Below are 25,850 nucleotides of genomic sequence, written 5' to 3'. Positions count from 1 at the left end.
GCATGAGCTTCCGCCTGTTTGACGCGCCTTTGCGCGAGCCGAGCCAGTTCGTCGGCTTTGCCGGCAACACGATCGACCGGCAATCCGAGAATCGAGCCGACGATTCGGTCGACAAGGCGCTGGCGGATCCGACGACGCGGCTGCTTTTGATGAATGGCGGCCGGCTCCACCTGAAGCTTGGAACAAGCGGCAGTCTCGATCCCTGGTTCGACGCCGCCGGGAGCGAGCCCTTCAAGCCGTCCTTCGCCGGGGCTGTGCTGCTCGGCTTTTCCGAACAGGGGCCGGTGCTGGCGCTGCCTGTCGCAATCGAGGCCGAACAGCTGCCCGAGACCGTCAAGGCGATCGACTACCGCTCGGTCTACATGCAAGGACTGATCGACGAAGCGGCCGCCGGCGCGATGGCGCAAGGGGCTGCCCTGCTCGCCTGGCACGCCAGCCATCGTTTCTGCAGCAAGTGCGGCACGCAATCCGAAATGCGGGCCGGCGGCTACAAGCGCCATTGCCCGAATTGCGGTACCGAGCATTTTCCGCGCACCGACCCGGTGGCGATCATGTTGACGGCGACGCGGGAAAAATGCCTGCTCGGGCGCGGCCGGCATTTCGCGCCAGGCATGTATTCGGCGCTGGCCGGCTTCATCGAACCGGGCGAGACGATCGAGGCCGCGGTGCGCCGCGAAACGCTGGAGGAGGCCGGCATCCGGCTCGGCCGCGTCGTCTACCACGCCAGCCAGCCCTGGCCGTTTCCCTATTCGCTGATGATCGGCTGCTTCGGCGAGCCGCTCAATGAGGACATCCAGGCCGATCTCAACGAGTTGGAGGACTGCCGCTGGTTCGGCCGCGACGAGGTGCGCCTGATGCTGGCCAGGGAGCATGCCGACAATCTGGTCACACCGCCGAAAGGGGCGATCGCGCACCACCTCATCCGCGCATGGGTCGACAGCGAATAGCCAATACCGAAAGTCATTGCAGGAGAGACAAATGATCCGTCACACCGTCGTCTTCACGCTGAAGCACGCACCGCACTCGCTCGAGGAAAAGCGGTTCCTGGTCGACGCCAAGAAGATCCTCTCGGCGATCCGGGGCGTCACGCATTTCGAACAGTTGCGGCAGATCAGCCCCAAGAACGACTATCATTTCGGCTTCTCGATGGAGTTCGCCGACCAGGCCGCCTACACCAGATACAACGACCACCCCGACCATGTCGCCTTCGTGCGCGACCGCTGGATCCCGGAGGTCGAGAAATTTCTCGAGATCGACTATGTGCCGCTGGGCGCGGTGATTTAAGCGCAAGCCGTCGTCGAACAACAGCAAGCGCCATGGCGTTCCCAGCAAGGCGGGCGCAACCCTATCGGAGACTTGCGATGGATAGCCTTTCGCACGCTCAACCTTGCAATTCCTGCTCGAACAGACTAAATGTGGTTACGTAACCACATTTGTGAAATTGATATGATCACCACGCTTTCAGGTCGCGAACTCAACCAGGATCTTGGCCGCGCAAAACGTGCTGCCAAGGACGGCCCCGTTATCATCACCGACAGAGGGCGGCCAGTGCATGTCCTCTTGTCGTTCGATGAATATAAACGGCTCACTGGTAAAACGCGGTCGCTCGGTGACATGCTGGCCACACCGGAAGCAGGTGACCTTGACTTGCCGCTCCCGCCCCGCACGGAACATGCCCGACCAGTAGACCTGTCCTGATGCTGTTGCTCGATACCAATGTCGTGTCCGAATTGCGAAAGGTATCGAGTGGCAGGGCGCATCCCAATGTCGTGCTCTGGAACGAAACCGTCGACCCTGCCGAAACCTTCATTTCGTCCGTAGTCCTGCACGAACTGGAGATTGGCGTAAGACTGGTGGAACACCATGATGCCGTTGCTGGCAAAGTGCTGCGCAATTGGTTGGAAAATGCGGTTGTCACAACATTTTCCGGTCGAATCTTGCCGCTGGACGACGCAGCGGCCGTTCAGGCGGCACAATGGCATGTGCCCAATCCCAAACCGATCAATGACGCCTATAACGCAGCCACGGCCTTTACCCGGCGGATGACGCTGGTGACGCGCAACATTGGCGATTTCGAGGGAATGGGGGTAGCCCTGGTAAATCCGTGGGACATCCAGGCGTAGGTTTTTAAGTCATCGTTTCATGCATGTCCTCGTCCCCAACGGGCTACATGCACTAATCCGCCACTTTCCACTGCTCACGCGACTCGCTGGCCGGGTAGACGCCCAGTATCCGCACCTCGCGGGAGAAGAAGCGAAGCTCGTCCAGCGCCAGCTTGACCAGCGGGTCGTCGGGATGGCCCTCGATGTCGGCGTAGAACAGCGTCGCCGTGAATGCGCCAAGCTGGTAGCTCTCCAGCTTGGTCATGTTGATGCCGTTGGTGGCGAAACCGCCCATGGCCTTATAGAGCGCGGCCGGCACGTTGCGGACGCGGAAGATGAAGGTGGTCATCATCTTGGTGTCGGCAGACGGCCGCTCGGCCCATTGCTTGCTCTTGGTCAGGACGACGAAGCGGGTGACGTTGGAATCGGTGTCTTCGACATTTTCCTCGATGATATCGAGCCCGTAGAGCGTCGCGGCCAGCGCCGGCGACAGCGCGGCCATGGTGCGGTCCTTGACCTCGGAGATCATCTTGGCCGCACCCGCCGTATCGCCGGCGACGACCGCCTTCCAGCCGTTCTTGCGGATGTATTTGCGGCACTGGCCAAGCGCGTGGATGTGGCTGTGCACGGTCTTGATCTCGTCGCGCTTGACGCCGGGCAGCACCATCAACTGGAAATGGATTGGCAGGAAATATTCGCCGACGATGTGCATCCGCGATTCCGGCAGCAGATGGTGAATGTCTGCGACGCGACCGGCGATGGTGTTTTCGATCGGGATCATGGCGAGGTCGGCCTTGCCGGTCTCGACCGCGTTGAAGGCATCCTCGAAGGTCGGGCACGGCAACGGTTCCATCGAGGGATAGACGTTGCGGCAGGCGGTGTCGGAATTGGCGCCCGGCTCGCCCTGGAAGGATATTCTGTTGGTCTTTTCAGGCATGGGCCAGATCTCGATTCACGGGTGTCGAAGAGGGAGTTCTCAGTTGGAAAGGATGGTTCGGGCGCGCTCAAGGTCTTGCGGCGTGTCGACGCCGAGCGGCAGCGACCGGACGATCTCGGCATCGATGCGCATGCCGGCTTCCAGCGCCCGCAACTGCTCCAGCCGCTCGCGGCGCTCCAGCGGCGACGGTTTCAGCGCGACGAAGCGTTCGAGCGCCGAGCGCCGATAGGCGTAGAGACCGACATGGTGATAGAGCGGCCCGTCGCCCCAAGGTGCGGTGGCGCGGGTGAAATAGAGCGCCCTCAGCCGCGTGGCTGACAGCGGCGAACCGACGATTTTGACGACGTTCGGGTTGGTCTTTTCCTCTTCGCGGACGATCTCGACGCCAAGCGTGGCGATATCCACCGCCGCGTCCTCGAACGGCCTGAGCGAGGCGGCGATGATGCCGGGATCGATGGTCGGCAGGTCGCCCTGGACATTGACGATCGTTTCGACCTTGCGTCCTGGATCAAGCGCGGCCAGCGCCTCGTGAATGCGGTCGGAGCCGGATTCGTGCTTGATGCGCGTCATCACCGCCTCGAAACCATGCGCGCGCACCGCTTCGGCGACGCTTTGCGTGTCGGTCGCCACCACCACCCGGCCGAGGCCTGCTTCGGCCGCGCGGCGGGCGACATGGACGATCATCGGGGCGCCGGATATGTCGGCCAGCGGCTTGCCCGGCAGGCGGGTGGAGGCCATGCGGGCCGGTATCAGGATCAGGGTGGACATCGCTATGGCAAGGCGTTCGAAAAGAGGAGGGGAAAAGTGGCAAAAGGTCTCACTGGCAGCGCCCTTATAGGTGTTGCAACGCCCGAGCAAAAGACCTAGTTTCCGCCCGATTTGACCGGCTCTGGAGGGCAGGTCTCGATACCGACGGACGGAGTGGACGGTTCGGTCCGCCGGAAAAGGGAGCAAGGGGCGTATGGATTCCAACGAAGTCAACAAACTGCTCGCCGGATTGCTCGGAACCGTTTTCGTCGTTTTCTCGGTCGGCCTGGTATCTGACGCGCTGTTTGCCTCGCCGGCTCCTGAAAAGCCCGGTTTTGCCATCGAGGCCGCGGAGCCCGCCGAAGGCGGCCCGGCCGCGCCGGCCGCCGCAGCCAAGCCGATCGCCGATCTGCTGCAGACCGCCAATGTCGAGGCGGGCGCTGCCGTCTTCAAGAAATGCCAGGCCTGCCATTCCGGTGAAAAGGGCGGCCCCAACAAGGTCGGCCCCGATCTGTGGGACCTCGTCGACCGTCCTGTCGCCGAACATGAAGGCTTCGCCTATTCGGCCGGCATGAAGGAATTTTCCAAGGGCGGCACCGAGAAGTGGACCTACGACAACATCAACCACTTCATCACCTCGCCGAAGAAATTCGTGAAGGGCACGGCGATGGGCTTCGCCGGCCTGCCCAAGGACGAGGACCGCGCCAACGTCATCGCCTATCTGCGCACGCTGTCGGACAATCCCAAGCCGCTGCCGGCACCGGGCGCCGCCGCCGACGCCAGCGCGCCCGCCAAGCCTGCCGACGGCGCCGCACCGGCCAAGCCTGCCGCGCCCGCGGCTCCGGCAGCACCAGCCGCGCCGGCCAAATAACCAAATTGTCATGGAAGCGTTCATAGAAAAGCCGGGTTCTGCCCGGCTTTTTCGTTAGGAAAAACGCATATGCGGCGACAAAGCCGCGCATGGCGGTTTTCAGGAGCGCCAAATCATCTAGATTGCCCTTTCTGGATGGTCCGGAGAGAGGCATCACGAAGAGGATAGTGCATGACGGTTGGCCGAACGCTTCTCAAGTCGTTGCTGGCGGCAGCCCTTCTCGTGGCCGGATTACATGCGACTCAGGCCGACGAGTGGCGGACCACCTCATCGCTGATCGGCGATTCCAAGTATGGCGACAATTTTCAGCATTACGACTACGTCAACCCGAACGCGCCCAAGGGCGGCACGTTGAATTCGGTGCTGCTCGGCACCTATGACAGCTTCAATCCGTACATCGTTCAGGGATCGCCGGCGGCGGGGCTCGTCGGCTTCGGCGGCGGCCTGCTTTACGACACGCTGATGGAGCAGGCGACGGATGAGGGCAGCACCAGCCACCCGCTGATCGCCGACGCTTACAAATATCCGGCCGACTATTCCTCGGCCACCTACCGGCTCGACCCGCGCGCGAAATGGCATGACGGCCAGCCGATCACCGTCGACGACGTGATCTGGTCGTTCCAGGTGCTGAAGGCCAACAGCCCGCAATACAGCCGCTATTTCGAGAACGTCACCGACGCGGTCGCGATCTCCGACCGCGAGGTCGAGTTCCATTTCAACCAGAAGGGCAATCGGGAACTGCCGAAGATCATCGGCGACCTCGCCGTGCTGCCTAAACACTGGTGGGAAGGCACCGATGCCAGCGGCAAGAAGCGCGACGTCACCAAGCCGACGCTGGAAATCCCGCTGGGATCGGCGGCCTACAAGATCGCCAGCTTCAAGCCGGGCTCGGAAATCGTCTGGCAGCGCGTGCCGGACTATTGGGCGGCCAAGCTGCCGGTGAAGATCGGCCGCGAGAATTTCGACACACGCCGATACACCTATATCCTCGACGACAATGCCGCCTGGCTGGCCTTCACCAAGGGCGGATTGGAAGACATCAACCGCGAGTACAGCTCCCGCAAATGGGCAACCGCCTATAATTTCCCAGCCATCCAGGCCGGTGACGTCATCAAAAAGGACTTCCAGACCCAGTCGCCACAGGCGATGCAGGGCTTTGTCCTCAACCAGCGAAGGCCGCTGTTCCAAGACCGGCTGGTCCGCGAGGCGCTGACCATCCCATTCGATTTCGAGAGCATGAATCGCACCTTGTTCTTCGGCTTCAACACCCGCACGTCGAGCTATTTTCAGGGTACCGAGCTAGCGTCAAGCGGGCTGCCGCAAGGCAGGGAACTGGAAATCCTGGAAAAATACCGCGACAAGCTGCCGCCAGAACTCTTCACCCAGGAGTTCAAGCTGCCGGTCTACGATTCACCGCAAGCCGAGCGAAAGTACCTGAAACAGGCGGTCGACCTCTTCGCCAAGGCAGGCTGGGTGATCAAGGGCGGCAAGATGGTCAACGCCAAGACAGGCGCTCCGTTCAAGTTCGAGATCCTGGGCTGGAATGACACCGACCAGGTGATCGCCAGTCCCTACATCGCCAATTTGCGCAAGATCGGTGTCGACGCCACGTTGCGCATCATCGACCAGACGCAGTACATCAACCGCGTCAACAATTTCGATTTCGATGTCGTCACGGGGATTCTCCAGCAGTCGGATTCCCCAGGCAACGAGCAACGCGACTTCTGGACTTCAAAAGCCGCCGACGCGCCCGGTTCGCGCAATCTGATGGGCATCAAGGACCCGATCGTCGACGCGCTGGTCGACCGAATTATCTTCGCCACCGATCGCGACGACCTTGTCGCCGCCACTCACGCGCTTGACCGTATCCTGCTGTGGAACTTCAACGTCGTACCGCAATATCACCGGTCCGCGGTCTGGCTGGCCTATTGGGACAAGTTCGGCTTTCCAGACAAGCAGCCCGCCTATGTTGGTGCCGACATCGATTCCTGGTGGATCGACCTCGACAAGGAGAAGGCGCTGGCGGCCAAGTACAAGGGCGGCAATTGATGGTCCTCGCCCGTCGCGATTTTCTCGTTCTCGGCGCGGCGGCCGCTGCCACCGCGCTGCTGCCGGGCAAAGCCTTTGCCGACATTGCGACCGGCGTGAAATTGCACGGCCTGTCGGCCTTCGGCGATCTCAAATACAGACCGGATTTTGCGCATTTCGACTATGTCAATCCGGACGCGCCCAAGGGCGGCCAGATGAATTTTGCGCCGCCCAACGCAACCCTCAATCAGAGCTTCCTGACTTTTAACACGCTGAATTTCCTGGTGTTGAAGGGAGAGGCGCCGCCGCGTGCCGAACTCTGTTTCGATTCCCTGATGGCAAGCGCGGCCGATGAGCCGGATACGGTCTACGGCCTGCTTGCCAAGTCCGTCACCTTGTCGGCGGATCGCAACGGTTTCCGCTTCGTGCTTCGTCCGCAGGCGCGCTTCCACGACGGCTCGCCGCTGACCGCTGAAGACGTCGCCTTCGCGTTGAAGCTCTACAAAGACAAGGGTCACCCGAACCTTTCCAAGGCGTTGCGGTACATGACCGATGCGGTCGCGGTCGATCCCGTCACCCTTGACCTGACCTTCAATGGCGAACAGTCGGCGCAAAACATCCTGGCGGTCGTGGGCATGCCGATCGTGTCCAAGGCCTATTACACGGCCAATGAGTTCGATGCCTCGACCATGACACCGCCGCTTGGCTCGGGCCCCTACAAGATTGGACGCGTGGTCGCCGGACAGACCGTCGAATATGAGCGCGTCGCCGATTATTGGGGCCGCGATCTTGCGGTGAACCGCGGCCAGTACAATTTCGACCGCATCCGCATCGACTTCTATCTCGACCGGCAGGCGGCATTCGAGGCCTTCAAGAAAGGCGACACGCATTTTCGCGAGGAATTCACCTCGCGTGTTTGGGCGACCGGATACGATTTTCCGGTGTTGAACGAGGGCAAGGTCATCAAACGGGAATTTCCCGGCGAGAAGACGCCGGACATGCAGGGCGTCGCGCTGAACCAACGCCGTCCGCAATTCCGCGATGAGCGTGTGCGGCGGGCGATCGCCAACTGCTTCGATTTCGAATGGATGAAGCGCGCGCTGTTTTACGGCTCTTACGAGCGATCGCAATCGAATTTCGAACGGTCGGACTACAAGGCCGAGGGCCTGCCCTCACCAGGGGAATTGGCCCTGCTGGAGCCACTACGGGCCGAGTTGCCGCCAGAGGTCTTCGGTGAAGCGGTAACGCAGCCTCTCTCGGACGGTTCAGGTCATGACCGCAAGCTGCTGAGCGCGGCTTCGAAACTGCTTGCCGAAGCCGGCTGGAAACGCACGGGCAGTTTCGTCGTCAACGACAAGGGCGAACGGCTGCGGGTGGAAATGCTGGCGGAGGACGATGGCATCGTTCGCATTTTCACCCCGTGGTCCGAGAACATGAAGGCGATCGGGATCGATGCTTCGATCCGGCAGGTCGATTCGGCGCAATATGAACAGCGGCAGAGTGATTTCGATTTCGACCTCAACCTCCTCCATTGGTCGATCGGAGCAACGCCCACGGCCGACAGCCTGGAGATGCTCTACGATTCCCGCATGGCGAACACGCCGGGGCAGCGCAATTATCCGGGTACTGAAAGCAAGGCCATCGACGCGCTGATCGTGGCGGCCGGCAAGGCCCGCAGCCGAACAGACCTCGTCACCGCGCTCAGAGCGCTCGACCGGGTCTTGCGCGCGCGGCTAGACTGGATTCCAACATACTATCTGGCGAATCACCGCGTCGCCTATTGGGACATGTTCGGCTTTGTCGAGCAGAAGCCCGATTTCGGCTTTCCGGTCGAGACGCTGTGGTGGTTCGATAAGGGCAAGGCGGCAAAAATTGGCAAAGGCTGAGATATCGGTCCGCAGAGGGCAGGAAGCCTGATGGGCGCCTATATACTGCGCCGCATCCTTTTGATGATCCCGACCCTGTTCGGCATCATGGCGATCTCCTTCGCCGTCATCCAGTTCGCGCCGGGTGGCCCGGTCGAGCAGGTCATCGCCAAGCTGACCAATCAGGGCGGCAGCGACCGCCTCGGCGGTGGCGGCGGTGATGCGGGCGGTACCAATTTCGACGTCGCCGGCGACGTCAGCTCGAAATATCGCGGCGCGCAGGGGCTCGATCCGGAATTCATCAAGAAGCTGGAGAAGCAGTTCGGCTTCGACAAGCCGCCGCTCGAGCGCTTCGGCATGATGCTGTGGAACTATATCCGGTTCGATTTCGGCAACAGCTACTTCCGCGACATCTCGGTGCTCGACCTGATCCTCGAAAAGATGCCGGTGTCGATTTCGATCGGGCTCTGGATCACGCTCTTGTCCTATCTGATTTCCATCCCGCTCGGCATCCGCAAGGCGGTCAAGGACGGCACGCCTTTCGACGTCTGGACCAGCGGCGTCGTCATCGTCGGCTATGCCATTCCGGGCTTCCTGTTCGGTATCATGTTGATGGTGCTGTTCGCCGGCGGATCCTTCTGGGACTGGTTCCCGTTGCGCGGCATCGTCTCGGACAATTGGGATCAGTTGTCCTGGCCAGGCAAGATCGCCGACTATTTCTGGCACATGACCCTGCCGCTGACGGCGCTGGTGTTGTCGGCCTTCGCCACGACGACGCTTTTGACCAAGAACTCGTTCCTGGAGGAAATCCGCAAGCAGTATGTGGTGACGGCGCGGGCCAAGGGCCTGTCGGAGCGACAAGTGCTCTACGGCCATGTCTTCCGCAATGCCATGCTGATCGTCATTGCCGGCTTTCCCGGCGCCTTCATCTCGGCCTTCTTCACCGGCTCGCTGCTGATCGAGAACATCTTTTCGCTCGATGGCCTCGGCCTGCTCGGCTTCCGCTCGGTGGTGGAGCGCGACTATCCGGTGGTGTTCGCCAACCTCTATATCTTCTCGCTTCTCGGCCTGTTCGTCGGACTGCTGTCCGACCTCATCTACACCTGGGTCGATCCGCGAATCGATTTCGAGCGGAGAGACGTCTGATGTCGGAGGCAAGCGTCACTGCCGGCGTGGTGCCGGAGCGGATGCCACGGCCGTTCCTGTCGCCGCTCAACAAGCGCCGCCTGCAGAATTTCAAAGCCAACCGGCGCGGCTACTGGTCGTTGTGGATTTTCCTCGTCCTGTTCGTGCTGTCGCTGTTTGCCGAATTCATCGCCAACGACAAGCCGATCATCGCTTCCTACAAGGGCGAGATCCTGTTTCCGGTGCTGGTCGCCTATCCCGAGGAAAAGTTCGGCGGCTTCTATGCCGTCACCGATTATCGCGATCCGGTGATCCAGGACGAGATCAACGCCAATGGCTGGATGATCTGGCCGCCGATCCGCTATTCCTACCAGACCGTCAACAACGCCATTCCGGAAGCAGCACCGGCCAGGCCGTCCTGGCAGTATGACGCCACGAAGCGCTGCAACCAGTATCCGCAAGGGGCTGCCGACCCCGCCTGCATCGTCGGCAACTGGAACTGGCTCGGCACCGACGACCAGGCGCGCGACGTCTTGGCGCGCGTCATCTACGGCTTCCGCATCTCCGTCCTGTTCGGGCTGATCCTGACCGCCGGCTCGGCCCTGATCGGCGTCGGCGCCGGCGCCTTGCAAGGCTATTTCGGTGGCTGGACGGACCTGCTGTTCCAGCGCTTCATCGAAATCTGGTCGGCGATCCCGGTGCTCTATCTCTTGCTCATCGTCGCCGCCATCCTGCCGCCGGGCTTCTTCATCCTGCTTGGGCTGATGCTGTTGTTCTCCTGGGTGGCGCTGGTCGGCGTCGTGCGGGCCGAGTTCCTGCGGGCCCGCAACTTCGAATATGTCAACGCCGCGCGTGCGCTCGGCGTGCCCAACCGCACCATCATGTTCCGGCATCTGTTGCCCAATGCCATGGTGGCGACATTGACCTTCCTGCCCTTCCTGCTCTCGGGCTCGATCTCGACGCTGACCTCGCTCGACTATCTCGGCTTCGGCCTGCCGCCGGGGTCCGCCTCGCTCGGCGAATTGCTGAAGCAGGCGCAGCGCAACCTCAATGCGCCGTGGCTCGGCATTTCCGGCTTCGTCGTCATCTCGCTGATGCTGTCGCTGCTGGTCTTTGTCGGCGAGGCGACGCGCGACGCCTTCGATCCGCGCAAGACGTTCAAATGAGCAAAGCGCCTCTGCTCAGCGTCCAGGACCTCAGCGTCGCCTTCAGCCAGGGCGGCGGCCAGTCTGTCGCCGTCGACCACATTTCCTTCGACATCGCCAAGGGCGAGACGGTGGCGCTGGTCGGCGAATCCGGCTCTGGCAAGTCGGTGTCGGCACTGTCGGTGCTGAAGCTGCTGCCCTACCCCAGCGCCAGTCACCCCTCGGGAAAGATCCTGTTCCAGGGCGCCGACCTGCTGGCGATGAGCGAAAAGCAGTTGCGGCAGGTGCGCGGCAACAAGATCACCATGATCTTCCAGGAGCCGATGACCTCGCTCAATCCGCTGCACACGATCGAGCAGCAGATCGTCGAGATCCTGAAACTGCATCAGGGCATGGCCGACCGCCTGGCCAAGGCGCGCACGCTGGCGCTGCTCAACGAGGTCGGCATCCGCGATCCGCAGAAACGGCTCGATGCCTATCCGCACCAGCTGTCCGGCGGCCAGCGCCAGCGCGTCATGATCGCCATGGCGCTGGCCAACGAACCGGAACTGCTGATCGCCGACGAGCCGACGACGGCGCTCGACGTCACCGTGCAGGCGCAGATCCTCGAACTGCTGGCGGGCCTCAAAAGCCGCAAAGGCATGTCGATGCTGTTCATCACCCACGATCTCGGCATCGTGCGCAAGATCGCCGACCGGGTCTGCGTGATGACCAAGGGCAAGATCGTCGAGACTGGACCGACCAAGGACATCTTCGCCAACCCGCAGCACCCCTATACGCGCCACCTGCTGGCAGCCGAGCCGAAAGGCAAGCCGCCGGCCGCCAACGCCGGCGCCAAGCCAGTGATGACCGGCAAGGACATCAAGGTCTGGTTTCCGATCAAGCAGGGCTTCTTCCGCCGCACGGTCGACCATGTGAAGGCGGTCGACGGCATCGATGTCACCGTGCGCGCCGGCCAGACGCTGGGCGTGGTCGGCGAATCCGGCTCCGGCAAGACGACACTCGGCCTGGCGCTGGCACGCATGATCTCGTCGACTGGGACCATCCGGTTCAACGGCCGCGACATCAACCAGCTCACCTTCAACGCCATGCGGCCGCTCAGGCGCGAATTGCAGATCGTCTTCCAGGATCCGTTCGGTTCGCTCAGCCCGCGCATGTCGATCGCCGAGATCATCGAGGAAGGCTTGAAGATCCACGAGCCGAAACTGTCGCCCGATGAACGCGACGACAAGGTCGCGGACGTGCTGAAAGAGGTCGGCCTCGATCCGGCGACCCGCAACCGCTATCCGCACGAGTTCTCCGGCGGCCAGCGCCAGCGTGTGGCGATCGCGCGCGCCATGGTGCTCAACCCGCGCTTCGTCATGCTGGACGAGCCGACATCGGCACTCGACATGAGCGTGCAGGCGCAGGTCGTCGACCTCCTGCGCAATCTGCAGGCCAAGCACGACCTCGCCTATCTATTCATCAGCCACGACCTCAAGGTCATCCGGGCGCTCGCCAACGACGTTATCGTCATGCGCAATGGCCAGATCGTCGAAGCCGGCCCTTCCCAGCAGATTTTTGAAAATCCGCAAACCGACTATACTCGGGCACTGATCTCGGCCGCCTTCAAGATAGAGACGGCGCCGGTCGGCATCGTCAGCGAGTAATAAGCGTAAAGAGGGACTAGACGAACCGCGATGGAAAAAGGCCGCATCCTGCTTGCCGTCACCGGCTTTCACCCGCAGCGCTGGCGCGAGCTTCTGTCGGCCGAGCGCGAGGTGGTGCTGGAGCCGGACGGGGCCAAGGATCCGTCGATCACCTATGCGGTGGTGTGGAAGCAGAAGCCCAATTTGTTGTCTTCACTGCCCAACCTGCGCGCCATCTTCTCCATCGGCGCCGGCGTCGACCATATTTTCGCCGATCCCGGCCTGCCCGACGTGCCGATCATCAAGGTCGTCGCCGACAACCTCACGCAATACATGACCGAATATGTCGTCTGGCGGGTGCTCGATCATCATCGCCAGGGCCTGCTCTACCGGCAGCAGCAGCAAAAGAAGATCTGGCACGAGCCGCCGCAGCGGCCGGCCGGCGACATATCCGTCGGCATTATGGGGCTCGGCAATCTCGGTCGCGCCGCGGCCTCGGTGCTGCTGTCGCTCGGCTTCGCGGTCAATGGCTGGTCACGCACCGAGCGGCCGATGCAAGGGGTGGCGACCTATTCCGGCGAGGCCGGGTTGATCCCCTTCCTCAAGGCCACCGATATCCTTGTCGTGCTTTTGCCGCTGACGCCAGACACGCAAGGCATCATCAACTACGGCGTGCTGAAGGAATTGCGCAAACGCAACGGCCTCGGCGGTTCGGTGCTGATCAACGCCGGGCGTGGCCGCCTGCAGAAGGATGCCGACATCGTGCGGGCACTGGATGACGGCACGCTGAAGGAGGCGAGCCTCGACGTGTTCGAGGTCGAGCCGTTGCCGAAGACCAGCCCGCTGTGGAACCATCCGAAAGTGTTCGTGACGCCGCACGCCGCGGCGACCTCCGATCCCATGCATCTGGCGCCAACCATGCTGCGCCAGATGGACGCCTTCGAGCGCGGCGAGAAGCTCGAAAACCTGGTCGACCGAAAGGCCGGATATTAGCCAGGATCCCTACATAGCCAGGTCCCAGTGCCTGAAGCACTGCTTGATTGCTCGCACCGAGGACAGCTGCAGTTTTGGCAGGTCGAGCTCGTCGAACATCGCCTGGTATCTCCGGCGGTTTTTCGGCGTGGTCACGGCAATATGGTGGATCATGTCCCATTTGACGCTGTCGCGTCCGCCCTCCAGGGCACCGCGCCTGTTCTTCTCAAACCAGCTTCGCCTAAAATAACGCAGCAGGCTTGCCGGCGTGGAGATCTCCAAGAGGATCAGTCCAGTCGCCCGCCGGAAACGCTGCGGCATGCAGATCGAGTAATTTCCGTCCATCACCCAGCGCTCGCCGGCGATCGCGGCATCATGCAAGGCGATGAATTCGGCTTTTGGACGCGGCTTCCAGTCGGTGTTCGGCAGATGATGCAGCAAATCGAGGTGAACGGGCTCCAGGCCACGCTTGCGGGCAATCGCGTCGGCCAGGGTCGACTTGCCGCTGTTGGACGGCCCCAGAATGCAGATGCGGACGCCGAGGTCCGAGAGTTTCATCGATCGTCCCCTACGCGGACGCAAGCATGCTGCCGGCGGTCGCTCTCGTCGGATAGCTGCCGCTTCTATCTTCAGCTAGGCAAAGCGAACTTCTTCTTCTGATTGTCCGGCTTGCCGCAGTCGCGGCGCTCGATCGACCGGTTCATGGCATCGATCTCGCCCGACGCCTTGTCGCTGTCGCGCTTGGCCTTGGAGCGCATGTCGGGCGTGAACGGACCGAAACCCATGGCCGGATTGGAGAAGGTCGGCTTCACGGTCACCGGAAGGTTGTATTGCTGCGCCAGGCCATTGCGCTGTGCCAGCAACTGGTCGCACGGGACGGTGTCATATTGCAGGGAGGATTCTATGTTGGCGTCCTGCCGCTCGGACATCGAATTGCCGACGCAACCGGCTGTTGCCAGGCAAGATGCCAAGATCATCATGTTCCAGCGCATCCGATATGCTCCTCCCGATATCCTGCCCTGATGCGACCAGATCGCAAATATCAGTCGCGCACGCAAATCGGACTTTTTCGCAGCAGAAAGATGATGGTCATGCGCAGTTCAAACGGCATGAGGCTTCCACGCCACAACGCCCAGCCCTTTGACGGGCTCGCGGCGATCCTGCCGGATGGTGGTTGGCTCCAGCGCCATCACCGCAAGCCCTTTGGCCTCGAGTGTCCGCCTGACATAGCCTTCCGAATGGGCGTAGCGCCGCGAGGTCTGCAGCGCGAAATCGCCGTCGTCTGCCAGGGTCTCGACGGAGAAGGCAAACAGGCCGCCTTCGGCCAGCAGGCTGGCAACGGTGCCCACCAGACCATCGAGCGCGCCGATGTAGATCAGGACATCGGCCGATGTCACCAGATCGGGCTTCTCGCCTGAATGGGAAAACCCCTGCAGATCCGCTTTTGTCAGCGTGTCGTAGATGCCTTTTGCCCGCGCCTTCTTCAGCATCCCGGCCGAGATATCGACCCCTTCCAGCCGCTCGACGATCGGCCTCAGCTTCTCGCCCATCAGCCCGGTTCCGCAACCCAGGTCGAGCGCCAGGCGGAAACGACCCGGCCTTGCCTTGCGAATCATCTGCTCGAGGAATTCGGGCAAGCGGTAGTCGAGCTTGCCGACCAGCATCTCCTCGAATGTCTCGGCATAGTGGTCGAACAGCGTTTCGACAAAAGCGCTGGGCGGCGCGGCGGCAACCGGGGCCTTGCCGATCAGCTGCAGTTTGAGGGCCGCGCCCTGCCGATCCGCCGGATCCAGTTTCAGCGACATCGTCCAGGCCTGCGCCGCCAGGTCGAGCCTGCCTGATGCCTCCTGCATCTCGCCGAGGCGGAACCAGCCCATTGCCCATTGCGGCGCCAGCTCCAATGCGCCGAGCAGCAGCTCGGCCGCGGCTGTGCGGTCGCCGGAGGCAAAGAGCATCTCGGCATAGTCGGCACGGCGATCGGCGTTCAAATCGAAGGACGAGGTCTGAAGCGGTTTTATGATGACGGTTCCGCCGGCGGGTGGCAGCCGGGCCGCCATCTCTGTAGAGCAAAGGATGCGGAAGCTGAACCGAATTGAGCGCCCTTTGCCCAGGAGAGTCAGCAGTCTGCGACGACAGGCTTCCCGCCGCGGAATTATATCCTATCTTGGGGGCCATGCGCGCCAGCGACCTGCTTCATCCCCGGCCCGAAGGCCTTTACTGCCCGCCGGGCGATTTCTTCATCGACCCGGTGCGGCCGGTGGACCGGGCGCTGATCACGCACGGCCATTCCGACCATGCACGCTCCGGCCACCGCTCGGTGCTGGCGACGCAGCAGACGCTCGATATTATGGGCCTGCGCTACGGCGAGGACTTTGCCGGAACGACGCAAGCCGCACGGGTCGGCGAGACGATCGCTCTGAACGACGTCAGCGTCAGCTTCCATCCGGCCGGCCATGTTCTGGGTTCGGCGCAGATATCCGTCGAGCATCAGGGCACGCGCATCGTCGCCTCCGGCGATTACAAACGGCAAAGGGATGCGACTTGCGCGCCGTTCGAACCGATCCGCTGCGACGTCTTCATCACCGAGGCCACCTTCGGCCTGCCGGTGTTTCGCCATCCACCCGACACGGAAGAGATCGCCCGCCTGCTGAAGTCGGCGGCGCAGTTTCCGGAGCGCTCGCATCTGGTCGGCGCCTACGCGCTGGGCAAGGCGCAGAGGGTGATGCGGCTGTTGCGCGATGCCGGCTACGACAGGCCGCTCTACATCCATGGCGCGCTGGCCAGGCTCAGCGAATACTATCAGGGCCAGGGTATCGACCTGGGTGTCCTCGAGCCGGCAACGGTCGAGAGCGGCAAGGATGACTTTGCCGGCGCCATTGTCGTCGGCCCGCCATCGGCCTTCGCCGACCGCTGGGCGCGGCGCTTTCCCGATCCGATCTCGTGCTTCGCGTCGGGCTGGATGCGCATCCGCCAGCGCGCCAAGCAAGGCGGCGTCGAACTGCCGCTGATCATCTCGGACCATGCCGACTGGGACGAACTCACCGCCACCATCAAGGAGACCGGCGCCGAGGAAATCTGGGTGACGCATGGCCGCGAGGAAGCGCTGGTGCGCTGGTGCGAACTGGAAGGCATCGCCGCCCGACCGCTGCATCTGGTGGGCTATGAGGACGAGGGCGATTGATGCAGTATTGCCCGCCAATCACCACCTCCGAGCCCGTAGAGCGCGAACCTCCATCCTTGGCGTGGTTTATACCATCATGAACCGCTTCGCCGAACTTCTCGACCGCCTGGTGCTGACGCCATCGCGCAACGGCAAGCTGACGCTGCTGGTCGACTACTTCCGGACCGTCGAGGACCCGGATCGCGGGCTAGCGCTGGCCGCCATCACCGGCGATCTCAAAATAGCCGCGGTCAAGCCGGCTATGCTGCGCATGCTGGTCACCGAACGCATGGATCCCGTGCTGTTCGGCTATTCCTACGACTATGTCGGCGATCTCGCCGAAACGGTGTCGCTGGTCTGGCCGCAGATGCCGGGCAAGATCCCCAACCGCGAACCGACACTCGGCGAGGTCGTGGCAAAGCTGCAGGCGGCCAGCCGCTCCGATGGACCGAAAGTGCTGGCCAGCTTGCTCGACAGCGCCGGCATCTCGGCACGGTTCGCCATCATCAAGCTGGTCACCGGTGGCCTGCGCATCGGCGTCTCGGCGCGGCTCGCCAAACAGGCGCTGGCGGATTTCGGCAAGGTCGACGTCGCCGAAATCGAGGAGCTTTGGCACGGGTTGTCGCCGCCCTATACGGCGTTGTTCGCCTGGCTGGAAGGCAAAGCCGAAAAACCCCGCAACACGGCGATGGCTTTGTTCCGCCCGGTGATGCTGTCCAATCCGGTTGGCGACGGCGATCTCGAAAAGCTCGATCCGGCGGATTACGCCGCCGAATGGAAATGGGACGGCATCCGCGTCCAGGCGGTGGCGGAAGGAGGCGTCCGCCGGCTCTATTCGCGCACCGGCGACGATGTCTCCGGCGCTTTTCCCGACCTCGCCGACGCCATGCACTTTTCCGCGACGCTGGACGGCGAATTGCTGGTCGGCGATCCGCGGGAGGCGACGGGAACATTCTCGGACCTGCAGCAGCGGCTGAACCGCAAGACGGTGACGCCGAAGATGCAGCAGCAATATCCGGCCTTCATGCGTTGCTACGACCTCCTCCAGCTCGGCGACGAAGACCTTCGCGCATTGCCGTTCCGCGAGCGGCGTGGCCGCCTCGAAGCCTTCGTGAAAACGCTCGACCCCGGCCGTTTCGACCTGTCGCCCTTCGTCGCCTTCGCGGACTGGCAGGCGCTGGAGGATTTGCGCCGCGCGCCGCCGCACCCCATCATCGAGGGCGTGATGCTGAAACGCTGGGATTCGCCCTATGTCGCCGGCCGGCCGAAAGGCCCGTGGTTCAAGTGGAAGCGCGATCCGCACACAGTGGACGCGGTGCTGATGTATGCCCAGCGCGGTCATGGCAAGCGCTCGAGTTTCTACTCCGACTACACGTTCGGCGTCTGGTCCGGAGCCGAGGGCGAGGAGGAACTCGTGCCGGTCGGCAAGGCCTATTTCGGCTTCACCGACGAGGAGCTGAAGCAGATCGACAAATATGTCCGGGACAACACGGTCGAGCGTTTCGGGCCGGTGCGTTCGGTGCGGGCGGACCGCGACAACGGGCTGGTGCTGGAGGTTGCCTTCGAGGGGCTCAACCGCTCGACCCGGCACAAATCCGGCGTCGCCATGCGCTTTCCACGCATTTCACGGTTGCGCTGGGACAAGCCGGCCAACGAAGCCGACCGCATCGAGACACTGCAAGCGCTGCTCGATCGCTAGACCGCGGCCGATATTCTTACGGCTCGATCGAGACGCGGATCTCGTAGATGTCGACCGCCTTGCCTTGCTTGTCGAAATCGGAGTTGACGGCGATGGTTCCGGCCGAGCCCGGATGCTTGTTGGGGAACTGCACGTCGAACAGATATTCGTTGCGCTGCTGGCCGACCGCGTAGCGCTTGCGGCCGCAATCGCCGAGCTCGCCGAAATTGCAGTCGACGGAAATCTGCGTGTCCTTGCCGTCCTCGGCACGCGCGATGATGTCGAACACGGCGTGCTTGCCGGCGAGCTTCTCCAGCACGCCCTGCCCGACATCGAAAGCGATCGCCGAACCGGAGGGGCCGGACTGGATGCGCAGGAACGGACCGGTGTCGTCTTTCATCACCGAGGCCTTGGCGTCCGACGGGGCGGCGACATGCGTCGGGTCTGCCGGCGAGAACACATTGATCCAGCTGCGCGACTGGTCCGCGGCGCCAGGCTTGGCCGGCGCGTTGGCGCCGTCGGCGGGGGTGAAATCGTCGCCTTCGACGGTTGGCGGCGCCTCGGGCGGCGCAGTATCGAGCTGCGCCGCCGTCTTGAACACGCCGGTCTGGATAGCGAAGAACACGCCGATGCCGATCGCCGCAAGCAAGGTCACGGTGAAGAAAATGGCGGTCAGCGGCAGGCGCCGTCCGCGAATGCGCCGCTCATCGCGATCGGGCGCCACTTCCGTGGCGGCACCGGGCGCGGCGGGAGCGGACATGTCGATGGCCGGCACGCCGGGAAGCGTCGCGTCCGGCATGATGTCGGGAACGACCGGCAGCACGCGCGAGCGCGGTGCGTCGGACGCCGGCTGCGCGGGACTGTCGACGGTGACGGCGGGCGATGGCGCCTTGTCGCCGATCTCGATGGCGGGCGCCGCGGTGGCCGCGGGCTCGGCCGCCGGGGCTTCGACCTCCAGGCCGACATCGGGCACGGCCGGAAGGAATTCGGATTCGATTTCGGTGATTGTCGCCTGAATCGCCTTGCGGCGCTTGATGGCGACTTCCACGGTCACGCCGGGATTGGCCTGGAGCGCACGGTCAAGCGCGGCAAAGGCCGACCGATAGACCCTCTCGCGGAACGCGCGGTCCTCGGCATTGCCCTTTTCCAAGGCGTTCCGGATCGCTTTTTCGATCGCGTCCAAGCGGGATCCCTCTGCAAATTGCCCAAACTTCCGTGATGGTTAGCCGTAGGCGACCAATCAATCAACGGGCGGACGGCCGCATTCTGCCTCGACGAGCCGTCCAAAGTCCATCTTGGCGACATTCCGGCAAACAAAATCGGAACATGCCGGCAATTCTCGCGCGCGGGGAGACGCGAACCCCTGGTTTCGACCGTGGCGGGCGCTCTTGCATGATTTGCCAAGTCGCATCTTGAATTCGCGGCCGGTTGAGTCTATCACCCAGCCCATCTTGGAGGCTTTGGCCTCCTGGGCCGCTTTAGCTCAGTTGGTAGAGCACATCATTCGTAATGATGGGGTCAGGTGTTCGAGTCACCTAAGCGGCACCAAGCTTCCCAAGGATTTCAGAGCGCTGCCCTCCTCGTTTTCACCTTGCGAATCGCTAAGCGAGACACATTTCGGGACACAAATGCATGTTGGCGAAGCGTCGTGAGCGGGACGTCAATTACGAGTTCGCCATGAATGCCAACCCTCACAGTTGGTTGCTCGCGGCCGATAGCCTGCATCACCAGGCGATCGCGCTCGCCAGCAAGGAGCCAAAGGGCTTGCTCATTCAGCGCGATGGCGAGGGTCGGGTAATCGGGCAGTGGGACGAATCCAACAAGGCGGTGTTTTTACTCGGAGGATTTGCGCTTGAGAACGCGATCAAAGCTTTCCTGGTCTACGAACATCCGCACTGGATTTCGAACGGCAAGCTCGCGAAGAATCTTCGATCGCATTCATTGACAGGGCTTCATGCCCAGTCGGCTCTCATTCCATACAAGACGCGGCACCGCGGGGCGCTGGCGGCGTTCGAGCAAGGACTCGAATCGTGGGCGCGATATCCCTGCGCACTCTCGGTTGAGGAATCTGAGCCCGAGCCGGCGATGTCGGCTGCAATTTGGGCTGGCTACCAGTTCTTGATGCAGGCTTATGGGCGCCGACTACAGCGGCTTTTATCGCAAAGCCTTTGGAAAGGCCCACACGGCTTCCATGGCCGCTGGACATTCGGCGGGGAATTCCTATCACTCTAAAGCCGCGTCGGCCTTCCAAAACCGTTCCGCACGGTTGGCCTTTTCTCCGGCGCCATGGAGCCGGCTCGATGGCAAGTTGGGTCACGAAACCGAGGCGCGAGCTCGATACCGGCGCGGTGTGCAGGCGATATCGGATTTCCGACACCACTCTCGACCGCCGGCTCGACGACCGGAGGAGCGGCTTTCCTCAGCCGCACTGGCGCGGCCGTCGCCGGTTCTGGCTGGAGAGCGAACTCGACGCTTTCGACACGGCCAGGATAAAAGCGCTCACCGGGGACGTCGCCAGTCACGAGCGGCGCGAGTTGGCCCTCTAAGCTTTCGGCAAGATCGCGACAACGGCCGGCGTCAACCCGGTATACTCACGCCGGCTGGTGTACATGCCGCCTACCTCTTCCGCCGCCTGGCGGAGGATCTTCAGCACCATTTCACTGTTCCCCATCTCCTCGGCTTTGTCGGCCATGCGCTGGAGTGCGCGAAGCCGAACCACACGATGGCTGATGCCGATGGTGGCCGTCTCTCTGAGGAATGCCTCGCGAGCCTGCTCGAAGATCGCCCGCCATTTCGGCGCCAGGTTCTTGCCGGCACGCTTCGTTGGGTCGAAAAACTCGACGCTCTGGCGGCTTACCGAGATCCCGAACTCTTTCTTGACCACCTCGACGACATCCGAAGGCGAGTCGAAGGCTGCGAGCCGTTGCACTACAAGGGCTTTCGCCGCTTCTGGGAGCTTCGCCGTCGCCATGGGTCTCTGCCATTCCGTCAGGTAAGGTCAGGCAAATATGCCATCATTCGGCCCGCGCTGATATAGTCAATGGCGGCTGCGCGCTTGTAGGAACCCACACCCACCACTATGTGCGTGTTTTGAGAGCGGATGGAGATATTTGCGTGGCCAAAATGACTGGCGAAGTGGTTCCAACACCTGAGGCGGACAAGCCTTATAAGGTCGTGATGCGCCATCCCGACAGGTCTATTGCGCAAGAACAGCCCGTGGGTTCGATCGCGGAGGGCGAGACGCTGATTTTAGAAATCGCGGACGAGCTCCAGAAGCTGGCCAGCGAAGGCGGCCACCTCGATCTTTAGCAGAGGCTCGACAGATCAAGATTGCTCTCGAGCGCCGCCGAATACCCGGTCGATGACGGTTCGGTCACGTTCCTCGTGCACGTAGGTCGAGATCAGCAGTTGCTTGGACTTCCAGCGGCCCTTGGCGGCCGTGGTGGCGACGTCGACGCCGTGCCGCACGATCATCTCGGTAGCGAAGCTGTGGCGGCCTGGCTGGTGGGTGCCCAGGTACGGAATGCCGGCCTTCTGGCACGTGCTGCGAATGACCCTGTAGAGCCCGAACCGGTGGCTGAAGCCGAAGACGCGATCGGCGTCGATCGAGCCGCCTCCGGCCACCACCACTGCGGCGGCGCGCATGCTCCGCAACTCGAGCGCCAGTTCGTCAGTGAGGTCGGCCGTGCCGTCGTCGCCGTTCTTCATTTCTCGAAACGTCACGCGCTTTTCGTCGAGGTCGACGTCGCGCCATTCAAGCCGCACGGCGTCGCCGATGCGGGCGCCGGTCTGGAACAGCAGAAGCATAAGCGTGCCGATTCGCGGCACCTCGCAATGTGCCCGGAAGGCATCGATGTAACTGCGGTCGACGGCTTGGCGCGGCGGCGTGTCCGGCCGGCGCGCGTCGCGGTCGCGCTTGCTGAAGCCTTTGATGGTGATCGCGTAGCATTTGCCCGCGTTGGCGGCATGGTTGATGATCGCCTTCGCCGGCGTCACCACCTGCCGATTCCAGGTTGTGTAGGCGGCTCCGGGATAAAGCGCCTTCGCCGCGGCGCGCACGCTGTCGCCGGTCATGGCCGAAATCCGCGTATCGGCGAAATGCTCGAGCAGCGGGCCAATGAAGCGCTCGTCCTTGCCGGCGTCGAGGTAGAGGTTCACCGCCGCGGCGAACGTATAGAGCGACTTGGGATCGGCATGGATGGCCTCGGCGGCGTCGGCCTCGCGCCTTATGCGGATCCTCGTGGCTTCGGCTTCGTCAGCCGTGCCTGTGCTTTCATGAACTCTCGACTTGCCGTCGCGATTGTTGACGGAGCCGGTGAGCCACCAGATGCGGCCTCGCTTGTAGATGGTGAGCGGCATTTTTTTCCCCACAGGAAGAGCTGGTCGAGTTGGCGCGGAGAGATCAGCACCTGCTTGTCGACATGGTAGCAGAGGCCGGCGGCGATCGCCTTCTCGCGCAGGGTCCGGGCTGACATGCGGATGCCGCGCGCCGCGAAGCGCCCGGACCAATTTTCGGGCGGCTCGGCTGACATGAGCACTTCGGGCAGCAGCGCGGCCGCAGCGACGCGCGCGCCGGCCTCCGGCCCGAGTCCTTCGAGCAAGAGAGCGACGCACGCCTCGGCCGTCCTGACGGCCTTCTCAGTGGTAGAGCACTCCCCTAGTACGGGAGTGCTCATGTGCGGCCTCCGAAGTACCCGAGCGCCGCCGCCACCAAGCTTTTCACGATCGGCTCGCCTTCAGCCTCGAGCTCTTGCAGAGCGAGGCGTAACGCCGCCACAGCGCCCTCGTGCGTCGTCGCGGGCTTGCCCCAGGCGCTGAGGACGGCGTCTGGGTCGGCGCAGAGACGGCTGAAGGCCTCGGCCTCCTGCTCCTCGGTCAGGTCTTCCGGCATGTCGTCGTAAGCCTCGCCAGCGAACTGGTAGAGGTTGATGGCCGCCAACAACGGGTCGATCGGCCCAGCCGCGACTGCGGACTTTATTATCGCGACGACGGCCTTCATGACACGCACTCCAGTTCGCGGCGCGCAGCGGCGCCGTCCTTGAAGGGCGGCCGAGGAAAGCGAACCGGGACGATGACCGGCTCGGCGTCGGGATCGCGCTCGCCGCGCGACAGGAAGGCCGCGACGTCCGGGTTTTTCGCGATGAGCGATAGTGATATACGAAGGTAAGCCATGCGAGCCTCCATCAAGGTTCGTTTCGGTTAGGGCCGGTCTGGAAGTTGGCTCTTCCTAACCGGCCTGCTATTGTGTTAACACGGTTTTTATGAAGCAGTCAACAACTGTGTTAACACGGAAAAAGCGTGGCCCTGCACCGACCGGCAAGGGGACGCTGATTGGCGTTCGCCTGCAGCCCCAGATGCTTGCCGCGCTCGACGAGGCCGCCGCGGCGCTTCAAGAGACATCGCGCCCGGAAGTCGTGCGCCGCCTGCTTCGAGAGTGGCTCAAGGAAAATGGCTATCTCCCCAAATAGCGTGTCCGCGATGTAACCAAATTGGCGACATCGTCGCCAATTTTGCCCGGCTTGCGCCCGTGTCGCAGTCGCGCAAGTATACGGCAGGGCACGACTTGGGAGGTTGGGATGCACCGTATCGCGTACACAATTGCTTCGCTGGCTGTATTTTGCGGTGCAGCAGCGGCCGAAGAACGATCGTGCGAAATGCTTTCCCTCGGGATCACCGCCGGCAATTGTCACGACGGAGATATCGCCAAGATCACGGGTGCCGGCGGCAGAGATGTCGCCGAAGTGATTGCCAAATATTGCGACTTCGGTTCGCAAATCCTCACCCTTCCCGACCCTATATCGAGCTTAGCCGGAAGTGATCCGAGATACATGGTGCTCTGCAAGATGCATAAGAGAGAACGCGCTCCGAGCAATTGAAGGCTTGCGCGCTGCAATGCCCAAGAAGGAAATCCATTTCGGCAAGTGTGCGGTCTGCGGCGTTGAGGATCGGCTGACCTTTGAACACGTTCCGCCAGAGGCGGCGTTCAACAAGGGCAGCATGCGGTTCTCTGACATTAATCACTACTTTGACAATGGCCGGCTTACAGGCGAACTTGCCCATCCCTCTGAGATGAGGCATCGGACCAGCCGTCGAGGCGCCGGGCGCTACACACTTTGCCAGCGGTGCAACAACGACACTGGCGCGTGGTATGTCCGGCACTACGTCGAATGGAGCATGCAAGGCATGGAGTTCCGCCTAGCGGGCGGCAGTTCATTGGCGCTCCCCTTTCGGATCTTCCCAGGCGCGGTGGCGAAGCAGATTGCGTGTATGTTTGCCAGCGCATGCGGGCCAGGCATGTTCGAAGCTAACCCTTCGCTTCGGAAGTACGTGCTAGATCGCGATGCGATCGGTTTCGATTCGAAGTTGCGACTGTTTTGCTTCATGACCGACCCTCGCTCTTCGAAGACGCGGCAGGCAGGGATTACAGGGATGTTGAGCTTGGGAGGAGGGCCTTCGCACACCTTCGCCGAGATCAGCTTTCCGCCCTTCGGCTACATTCTAGCCTTCGATTCTGACCCACCCGACCAAGGGCTCACTGACATTACGTTCTTCAGCCATCACCATTGGCGAGCTTATCGAGAGATGCATCTGAAAATGCCGATGCGGGAAATCCATACCTACTTTCCCGGAGACTACCGGACCGGTGCCGAGTGGGCGGATACACTCGAAAGAACAAAGCCGACGTAAGCGGTCCTCCCCCTTCGCCGGCCCGATCAAGGCCCGAAGCTGATCGCCCCGCCGACGAAGGTCTTTGAAGCCGACAAGGTGAAGGTGAAATCGTCAGTCGTGGTTGCGGCGGTCGTCGCGATGTGAGCCGCTGCCGTCGAGGTGTTCGACATCGAAGCAGATTGATCGGAGTCCTCCACCACACTGCCAGCGCCGGTCCAACCTTCTGTCACATTCGCTCCCGTGCCTTGCGCAGCAACGCCCGCGATCAACGCGCCGCCGACCTTGGTCTCGATGTCATTGATGGCGCAGCTTGTGCCAGAGGCGGAGGTCTTCGAGACCTGATCAACCGGCGTGGAGTTCAGCCCCGAGCAGCAGTAGACGTCGAAATTTGCCCTCTCGGCATTTGTGGTCATCACGATGTTTGGCGCCGCGCCGCTGGCGACGATGCCATAGTAGATCTCGAAATAGGTAACGATCGTGGTGAAGAGTTGGATGCGGCCGGGACTCCAGAGAGACAATGCGGTACCGCCGACAGAGACGCCGGTCGTCGTGTAGTTGCCGACGCTCTCGCCGGTGACGATGACCACGACCAACCGGTCGGCAGCTGCGCGCAGGCCGACGATGTGGAAATCATTGTTGGTCTTGAAGCCGAAGCCGACCATGGCAAGCTTGCCCTGCTGGGCGAGCTGTGAAAACTGCGGCGTGTAGCGGAATGTGTATTGCCGACCGGCCGTCACCGTCGCCAGCGGCACGACGAACTTGCCGAATGAGCCGGGCTTGACCTTGCCCTTAACCGTGGTGTTGCCCGAGGCCGTGGTGGTGACGACCGGAGGCTCGACAAAGCCGCCATCAGCATCGCCCGTATTCCCTCCGACCACTATGGCGCGGCCACGTACAGAGGCCCCTGAAAGCATATGTGGTAG

The 25,850-nt window shown here is 62.5% G+C and carries 30 protein-coding genes and 1 tRNA gene; 20 read left to right on the top strand and 11 right to left on the bottom strand.

Annotated elements, in window-relative coordinates; translation table 11 throughout:
* The first annotated feature begins 2 nt into the window (after positions 1-2).
* The 4 genes from nudC (at position 3) to ACWGS8_RS23580 (ending at position 2,123) form a co-directional block, all read left to right on the top strand.
* On the top strand, positions 3-947 hold the full coding sequence (gene nudC, locus ACWGS8_RS23595; protein ID WP_454583168.1) for an NAD(+) diphosphatase: 945 nt from the start codon (positions 3-5) through the stop codon (positions 945-947).
* A gap of 31 nt (positions 948-978) precedes the next feature.
* A complete protein-coding gene (locus tag ACWGS8_RS23590) occupies positions 979-1,284 on the top strand; it encodes a Dabb family protein (RefSeq protein WP_454583167.1) in 306 nt (101 codons plus the stop codon).
* A gap of 162 nt (positions 1,285-1,446) precedes the next feature.
* The gene (locus ACWGS8_RS23585; RefSeq protein ID WP_454583166.1) at positions 1,447-1,698 is read left to right on the top strand and encodes a type II toxin-antitoxin system Phd/YefM family antitoxin; all 252 of its coding nucleotides are present in this window, start codon (positions 1,447-1,449) and stop codon (positions 1,696-1,698) included.
* A complete protein-coding gene (locus ACWGS8_RS23580; protein WP_454583165.1) occupies positions 1,698-2,123 on the top strand; it encodes a PIN domain-containing protein in 426 nt (141 codons plus the stop codon). The genes ACWGS8_RS23585 and ACWGS8_RS23580 overlap by 1 nt, the downstream gene beginning before the upstream one ends.
* Positions 2,124-2,175: 52 nt before the next feature.
* On the opposite strand, the gene ACWGS8_RS23575 is transcribed toward ACWGS8_RS23580, so the two are convergent.
* Entirely contained in the window at positions 2,176-3,039 is an 864-nt protein-coding gene (locus tag ACWGS8_RS23575; protein WP_064984594.1) for a prephenate dehydratase, read from the bottom strand.
* A gap of 39 nt (positions 3,040-3,078) precedes the next feature.
* Complete coding sequence (locus ACWGS8_RS23570) at positions 3,079-3,807, bottom strand: 3-deoxy-manno-octulosonate cytidylyltransferase (RefSeq protein WP_454583164.1); 729 nt, start codon at positions 3,805-3,807, stop codon at positions 3,079-3,081.
* Positions 3,808-4,000: 193 nt separating this feature from the next.
* On the opposite strand from ACWGS8_RS23570, the gene ACWGS8_RS23565 reads away from it, so the two are divergent.
* From ACWGS8_RS23565 to ACWGS8_RS23535, 7 genes are all read left to right on the top strand, one after another.
* Positions 4,001-4,657 (top strand): c-type cytochrome, encoded by a 657-nt coding sequence (locus ACWGS8_RS23565; protein ID WP_454583163.1) that lies wholly within the window; start codon positions 4,001-4,003, stop codon positions 4,655-4,657.
* A 171-nt stretch (positions 4,658-4,828) separates the two neighbouring features.
* Positions 4,829-6,706, top strand: a complete 1,878-nt coding sequence (locus ACWGS8_RS23560; RefSeq protein WP_454583162.1) for an extracellular solute-binding protein — start codon at positions 4,829-4,831, stop codon at positions 6,704-6,706.
* Entirely contained in the window at positions 6,703-8,571 is a 1,869-nt protein-coding gene (locus ACWGS8_RS23555) for an extracellular solute-binding protein (RefSeq protein ID WP_454583161.1), read from the top strand. The genes ACWGS8_RS23560 and ACWGS8_RS23555 overlap by 4 nt, the downstream gene beginning before the upstream one ends.
* 30 nt (positions 8,572-8,601) lie before the next feature.
* Positions 8,602-9,696: a microcin C ABC transporter permease YejB gene (locus tag ACWGS8_RS23550; protein ID WP_032932863.1), complete on the top strand. Its 1,095-nt coding sequence runs from the start codon at positions 8,602-8,604 to the stop codon at positions 9,694-9,696.
* Entirely contained in the window at positions 9,696-10,841 is a 1,146-nt protein-coding gene (locus ACWGS8_RS23545; RefSeq protein ID WP_454583160.1) for an ABC transporter permease, read from the top strand. The genes ACWGS8_RS23550 and ACWGS8_RS23545 overlap by 1 nt, the downstream gene beginning before the upstream one ends.
* Complete coding sequence (locus tag ACWGS8_RS23540; RefSeq protein WP_454583159.1) at positions 10,838-12,469, top strand: ABC transporter ATP-binding protein; 1,632 nt, start codon at positions 10,838-10,840, stop codon at positions 12,467-12,469. The genes ACWGS8_RS23545 and ACWGS8_RS23540 overlap by 4 nt, the downstream gene beginning before the upstream one ends.
* Positions 12,470-12,499: 30 nt before the next feature.
* Positions 12,500-13,441, top strand: a complete 942-nt coding sequence (locus ACWGS8_RS23535; RefSeq protein WP_454583158.1) for a 2-hydroxyacid dehydrogenase — start codon at positions 12,500-12,502, stop codon at positions 13,439-13,441.
* Positions 13,442-13,450: 9 nt separating this feature from the next.
* Here the strand turns inward: ACWGS8_RS23535 and ACWGS8_RS23530 are convergent, their stop codons facing one another.
* From ACWGS8_RS23530 to ACWGS8_RS23520, 3 genes are all read right to left on the bottom strand, one after another.
* Positions 13,451-13,978 (bottom strand): AAA family ATPase, encoded by a 528-nt coding sequence (locus tag ACWGS8_RS23530; RefSeq protein WP_454583157.1) that lies wholly within the window; start codon positions 13,976-13,978, stop codon positions 13,451-13,453.
* A 71-nt stretch (positions 13,979-14,049) separates the two neighbouring features.
* Positions 14,050-14,412, bottom strand: a complete 363-nt coding sequence (locus ACWGS8_RS23525; RefSeq protein WP_454583156.1) for a hypothetical protein — start codon at positions 14,410-14,412, stop codon at positions 14,050-14,052.
* A gap of 108 nt (positions 14,413-14,520) precedes the next feature.
* A complete protein-coding gene (locus tag ACWGS8_RS23520) occupies positions 14,521-15,438 on the bottom strand; it encodes a methyltransferase domain-containing protein (RefSeq protein ID WP_454583334.1) in 918 nt (305 codons plus the stop codon).
* Positions 15,439-15,593: 155 nt separating this feature from the next.
* Here ACWGS8_RS23520 and ACWGS8_RS23515 point away from each other — a divergent pair, with 155 nt between their 5' ends.
* Both ACWGS8_RS23515 and ACWGS8_RS23510 read left to right on the top strand, forming a co-directional pair.
* The gene (locus ACWGS8_RS23515; protein ID WP_454583155.1) at positions 15,594-16,601 is read left to right on the top strand and encodes a ligase-associated DNA damage response exonuclease; all 1,008 of its coding nucleotides are present in this window, start codon (positions 15,594-15,596) and stop codon (positions 16,599-16,601) included.
* Positions 16,602-16,677: 76 nt separating this feature from the next.
* Complete coding sequence (locus tag ACWGS8_RS23510) at positions 16,678-18,279, top strand: cisplatin damage response ATP-dependent DNA ligase (RefSeq protein ID WP_454583154.1); 1,602 nt, start codon at positions 16,678-16,680, stop codon at positions 18,277-18,279.
* A 16-nt stretch (positions 18,280-18,295) separates the two neighbouring features.
* Here the strand turns inward: ACWGS8_RS23510 and ACWGS8_RS23505 are convergent, their stop codons facing one another.
* Positions 18,296-19,441: a hypothetical protein gene (locus ACWGS8_RS23505; RefSeq protein WP_454583153.1), complete on the bottom strand. Its 1,146-nt coding sequence runs from the start codon at positions 19,439-19,441 to the stop codon at positions 18,296-18,298.
* Positions 19,442-19,730: 289 nt separating this feature from the next.
* On the opposite strand from ACWGS8_RS23505, the gene ACWGS8_RS23500 reads away from it, so the two are divergent.
* The 3 genes from ACWGS8_RS23500 to ACWGS8_RS23490 all read left to right on the top strand — a co-directional run bounded on the left by ACWGS8_RS23500 (position 19,731) and on the right by ACWGS8_RS23490 (position 20,804).
* Positions 19,731-19,806: transfer RNA gene (locus ACWGS8_RS23500), tRNA-Thr, on the top strand.
* A gap of 84 nt (positions 19,807-19,890) precedes the next feature.
* Positions 19,891-20,490, top strand: a complete 600-nt coding sequence (locus ACWGS8_RS23495) for a hypothetical protein (RefSeq protein WP_454583152.1) — start codon at positions 19,891-19,893, stop codon at positions 20,488-20,490.
* A gap of 68 nt (positions 20,491-20,558) precedes the next feature.
* The gene (locus tag ACWGS8_RS23490) at positions 20,559-20,804 is read left to right on the top strand and encodes a DNA-binding protein (protein WP_454583151.1); all 246 of its coding nucleotides are present in this window, start codon (positions 20,559-20,561) and stop codon (positions 20,802-20,804) included.
* On the opposite strand, the gene ACWGS8_RS23485 is transcribed toward ACWGS8_RS23490, so the two are convergent.
* Positions 20,801-21,229 carry a DUF2280 domain-containing protein gene (locus ACWGS8_RS23485; protein ID WP_454583150.1) on the bottom strand — a complete coding sequence of 143 codons (429 nt, stop codon included), beginning with the start codon at positions 21,227-21,229 and terminating at the stop codon, positions 20,801-20,803. The genes ACWGS8_RS23490 and ACWGS8_RS23485 overlap by 4 nt on opposite strands.
* Before the next feature lie 143 nt (positions 21,230-21,372).
* Between ACWGS8_RS23485 and ACWGS8_RS23480 the strand changes: the two genes are divergently transcribed.
* A complete protein-coding gene (locus tag ACWGS8_RS23480; protein ID WP_454583149.1) occupies positions 21,373-21,567 on the top strand; it encodes a hypothetical protein in 195 nt (64 codons plus the stop codon).
* A 15-nt stretch (positions 21,568-21,582) separates the two neighbouring features.
* On the opposite strand, the gene ACWGS8_RS23475 is transcribed toward ACWGS8_RS23480, so the two are convergent.
* The 3 genes from ACWGS8_RS23475 to ACWGS8_RS23465 form a co-directional block, all read right to left on the bottom strand.
* Positions 21,583-22,617 (bottom strand): tyrosine-type recombinase/integrase, encoded by a 1,035-nt coding sequence (locus tag ACWGS8_RS23475; RefSeq protein ID WP_454583148.1) that lies wholly within the window; start codon positions 22,615-22,617, stop codon positions 21,583-21,585.
* A 313-nt stretch (positions 22,618-22,930) separates the two neighbouring features.
* Complete coding sequence (locus ACWGS8_RS23470; protein ID WP_454583147.1) at positions 22,931-23,257, bottom strand: hypothetical protein; 327 nt, start codon at positions 23,255-23,257, stop codon at positions 22,931-22,933.
* Positions 23,254-23,430, bottom strand: coding sequence for a hypothetical protein (locus tag ACWGS8_RS23465; protein ID WP_454583146.1), 177 nt, complete (start codon positions 23,428-23,430; stop codon positions 23,254-23,256). Before ACWGS8_RS23465 ends, ACWGS8_RS23470 begins: the two co-directional genes overlap by 4 nt.
* Positions 23,431-23,519: 89 nt before the next feature.
* Here ACWGS8_RS23465 and ACWGS8_RS23460 point away from each other — a divergent pair, with 89 nt between their 5' ends.
* The 3 genes from ACWGS8_RS23460 (at position 23,520) to ACWGS8_RS23450 (ending at position 24,945) form a co-directional block, all read left to right on the top strand.
* Positions 23,520-23,726, top strand: coding sequence for a ribbon-helix-helix protein, CopG family (locus ACWGS8_RS23460; RefSeq protein ID WP_454583145.1), 207 nt, complete (start codon positions 23,520-23,522; stop codon positions 23,724-23,726).
* A 108-nt stretch (positions 23,727-23,834) separates the two neighbouring features.
* Positions 23,835-24,134 carry a hypothetical protein gene (locus ACWGS8_RS23455; RefSeq protein ID WP_454583144.1) on the top strand — a complete coding sequence of 100 codons (300 nt, stop codon included), beginning with the start codon at positions 23,835-23,837 and terminating at the stop codon, positions 24,132-24,134.
* 16 nt (positions 24,135-24,150) lie between these two features.
* Positions 24,151-24,945 (top strand): hypothetical protein, encoded by a 795-nt coding sequence (locus ACWGS8_RS23450; RefSeq protein ID WP_454583143.1) that lies wholly within the window; start codon positions 24,151-24,153, stop codon positions 24,943-24,945.
* A gap of 26 nt (positions 24,946-24,971) precedes the next feature.
* Here ACWGS8_RS23450 and ACWGS8_RS23445 read toward each other — a convergent pair whose 3' ends face one another.
* The gene (locus ACWGS8_RS23445; protein WP_454583142.1) at positions 24,972-25,841 is read right to left on the bottom strand and encodes a hypothetical protein; all 870 of its coding nucleotides are present in this window, start codon (positions 25,839-25,841) and stop codon (positions 24,972-24,974) included.
* Positions 25,842-25,850 lie beyond the last annotated feature (9 nt).

The organism is Mesorhizobium sp. 43Arga, from assembly GCF_053714255.1.
Note: the sequence above shows the minus strand (reverse complement) of the source record. Positions and strands in the feature narration are given on the sequence as shown.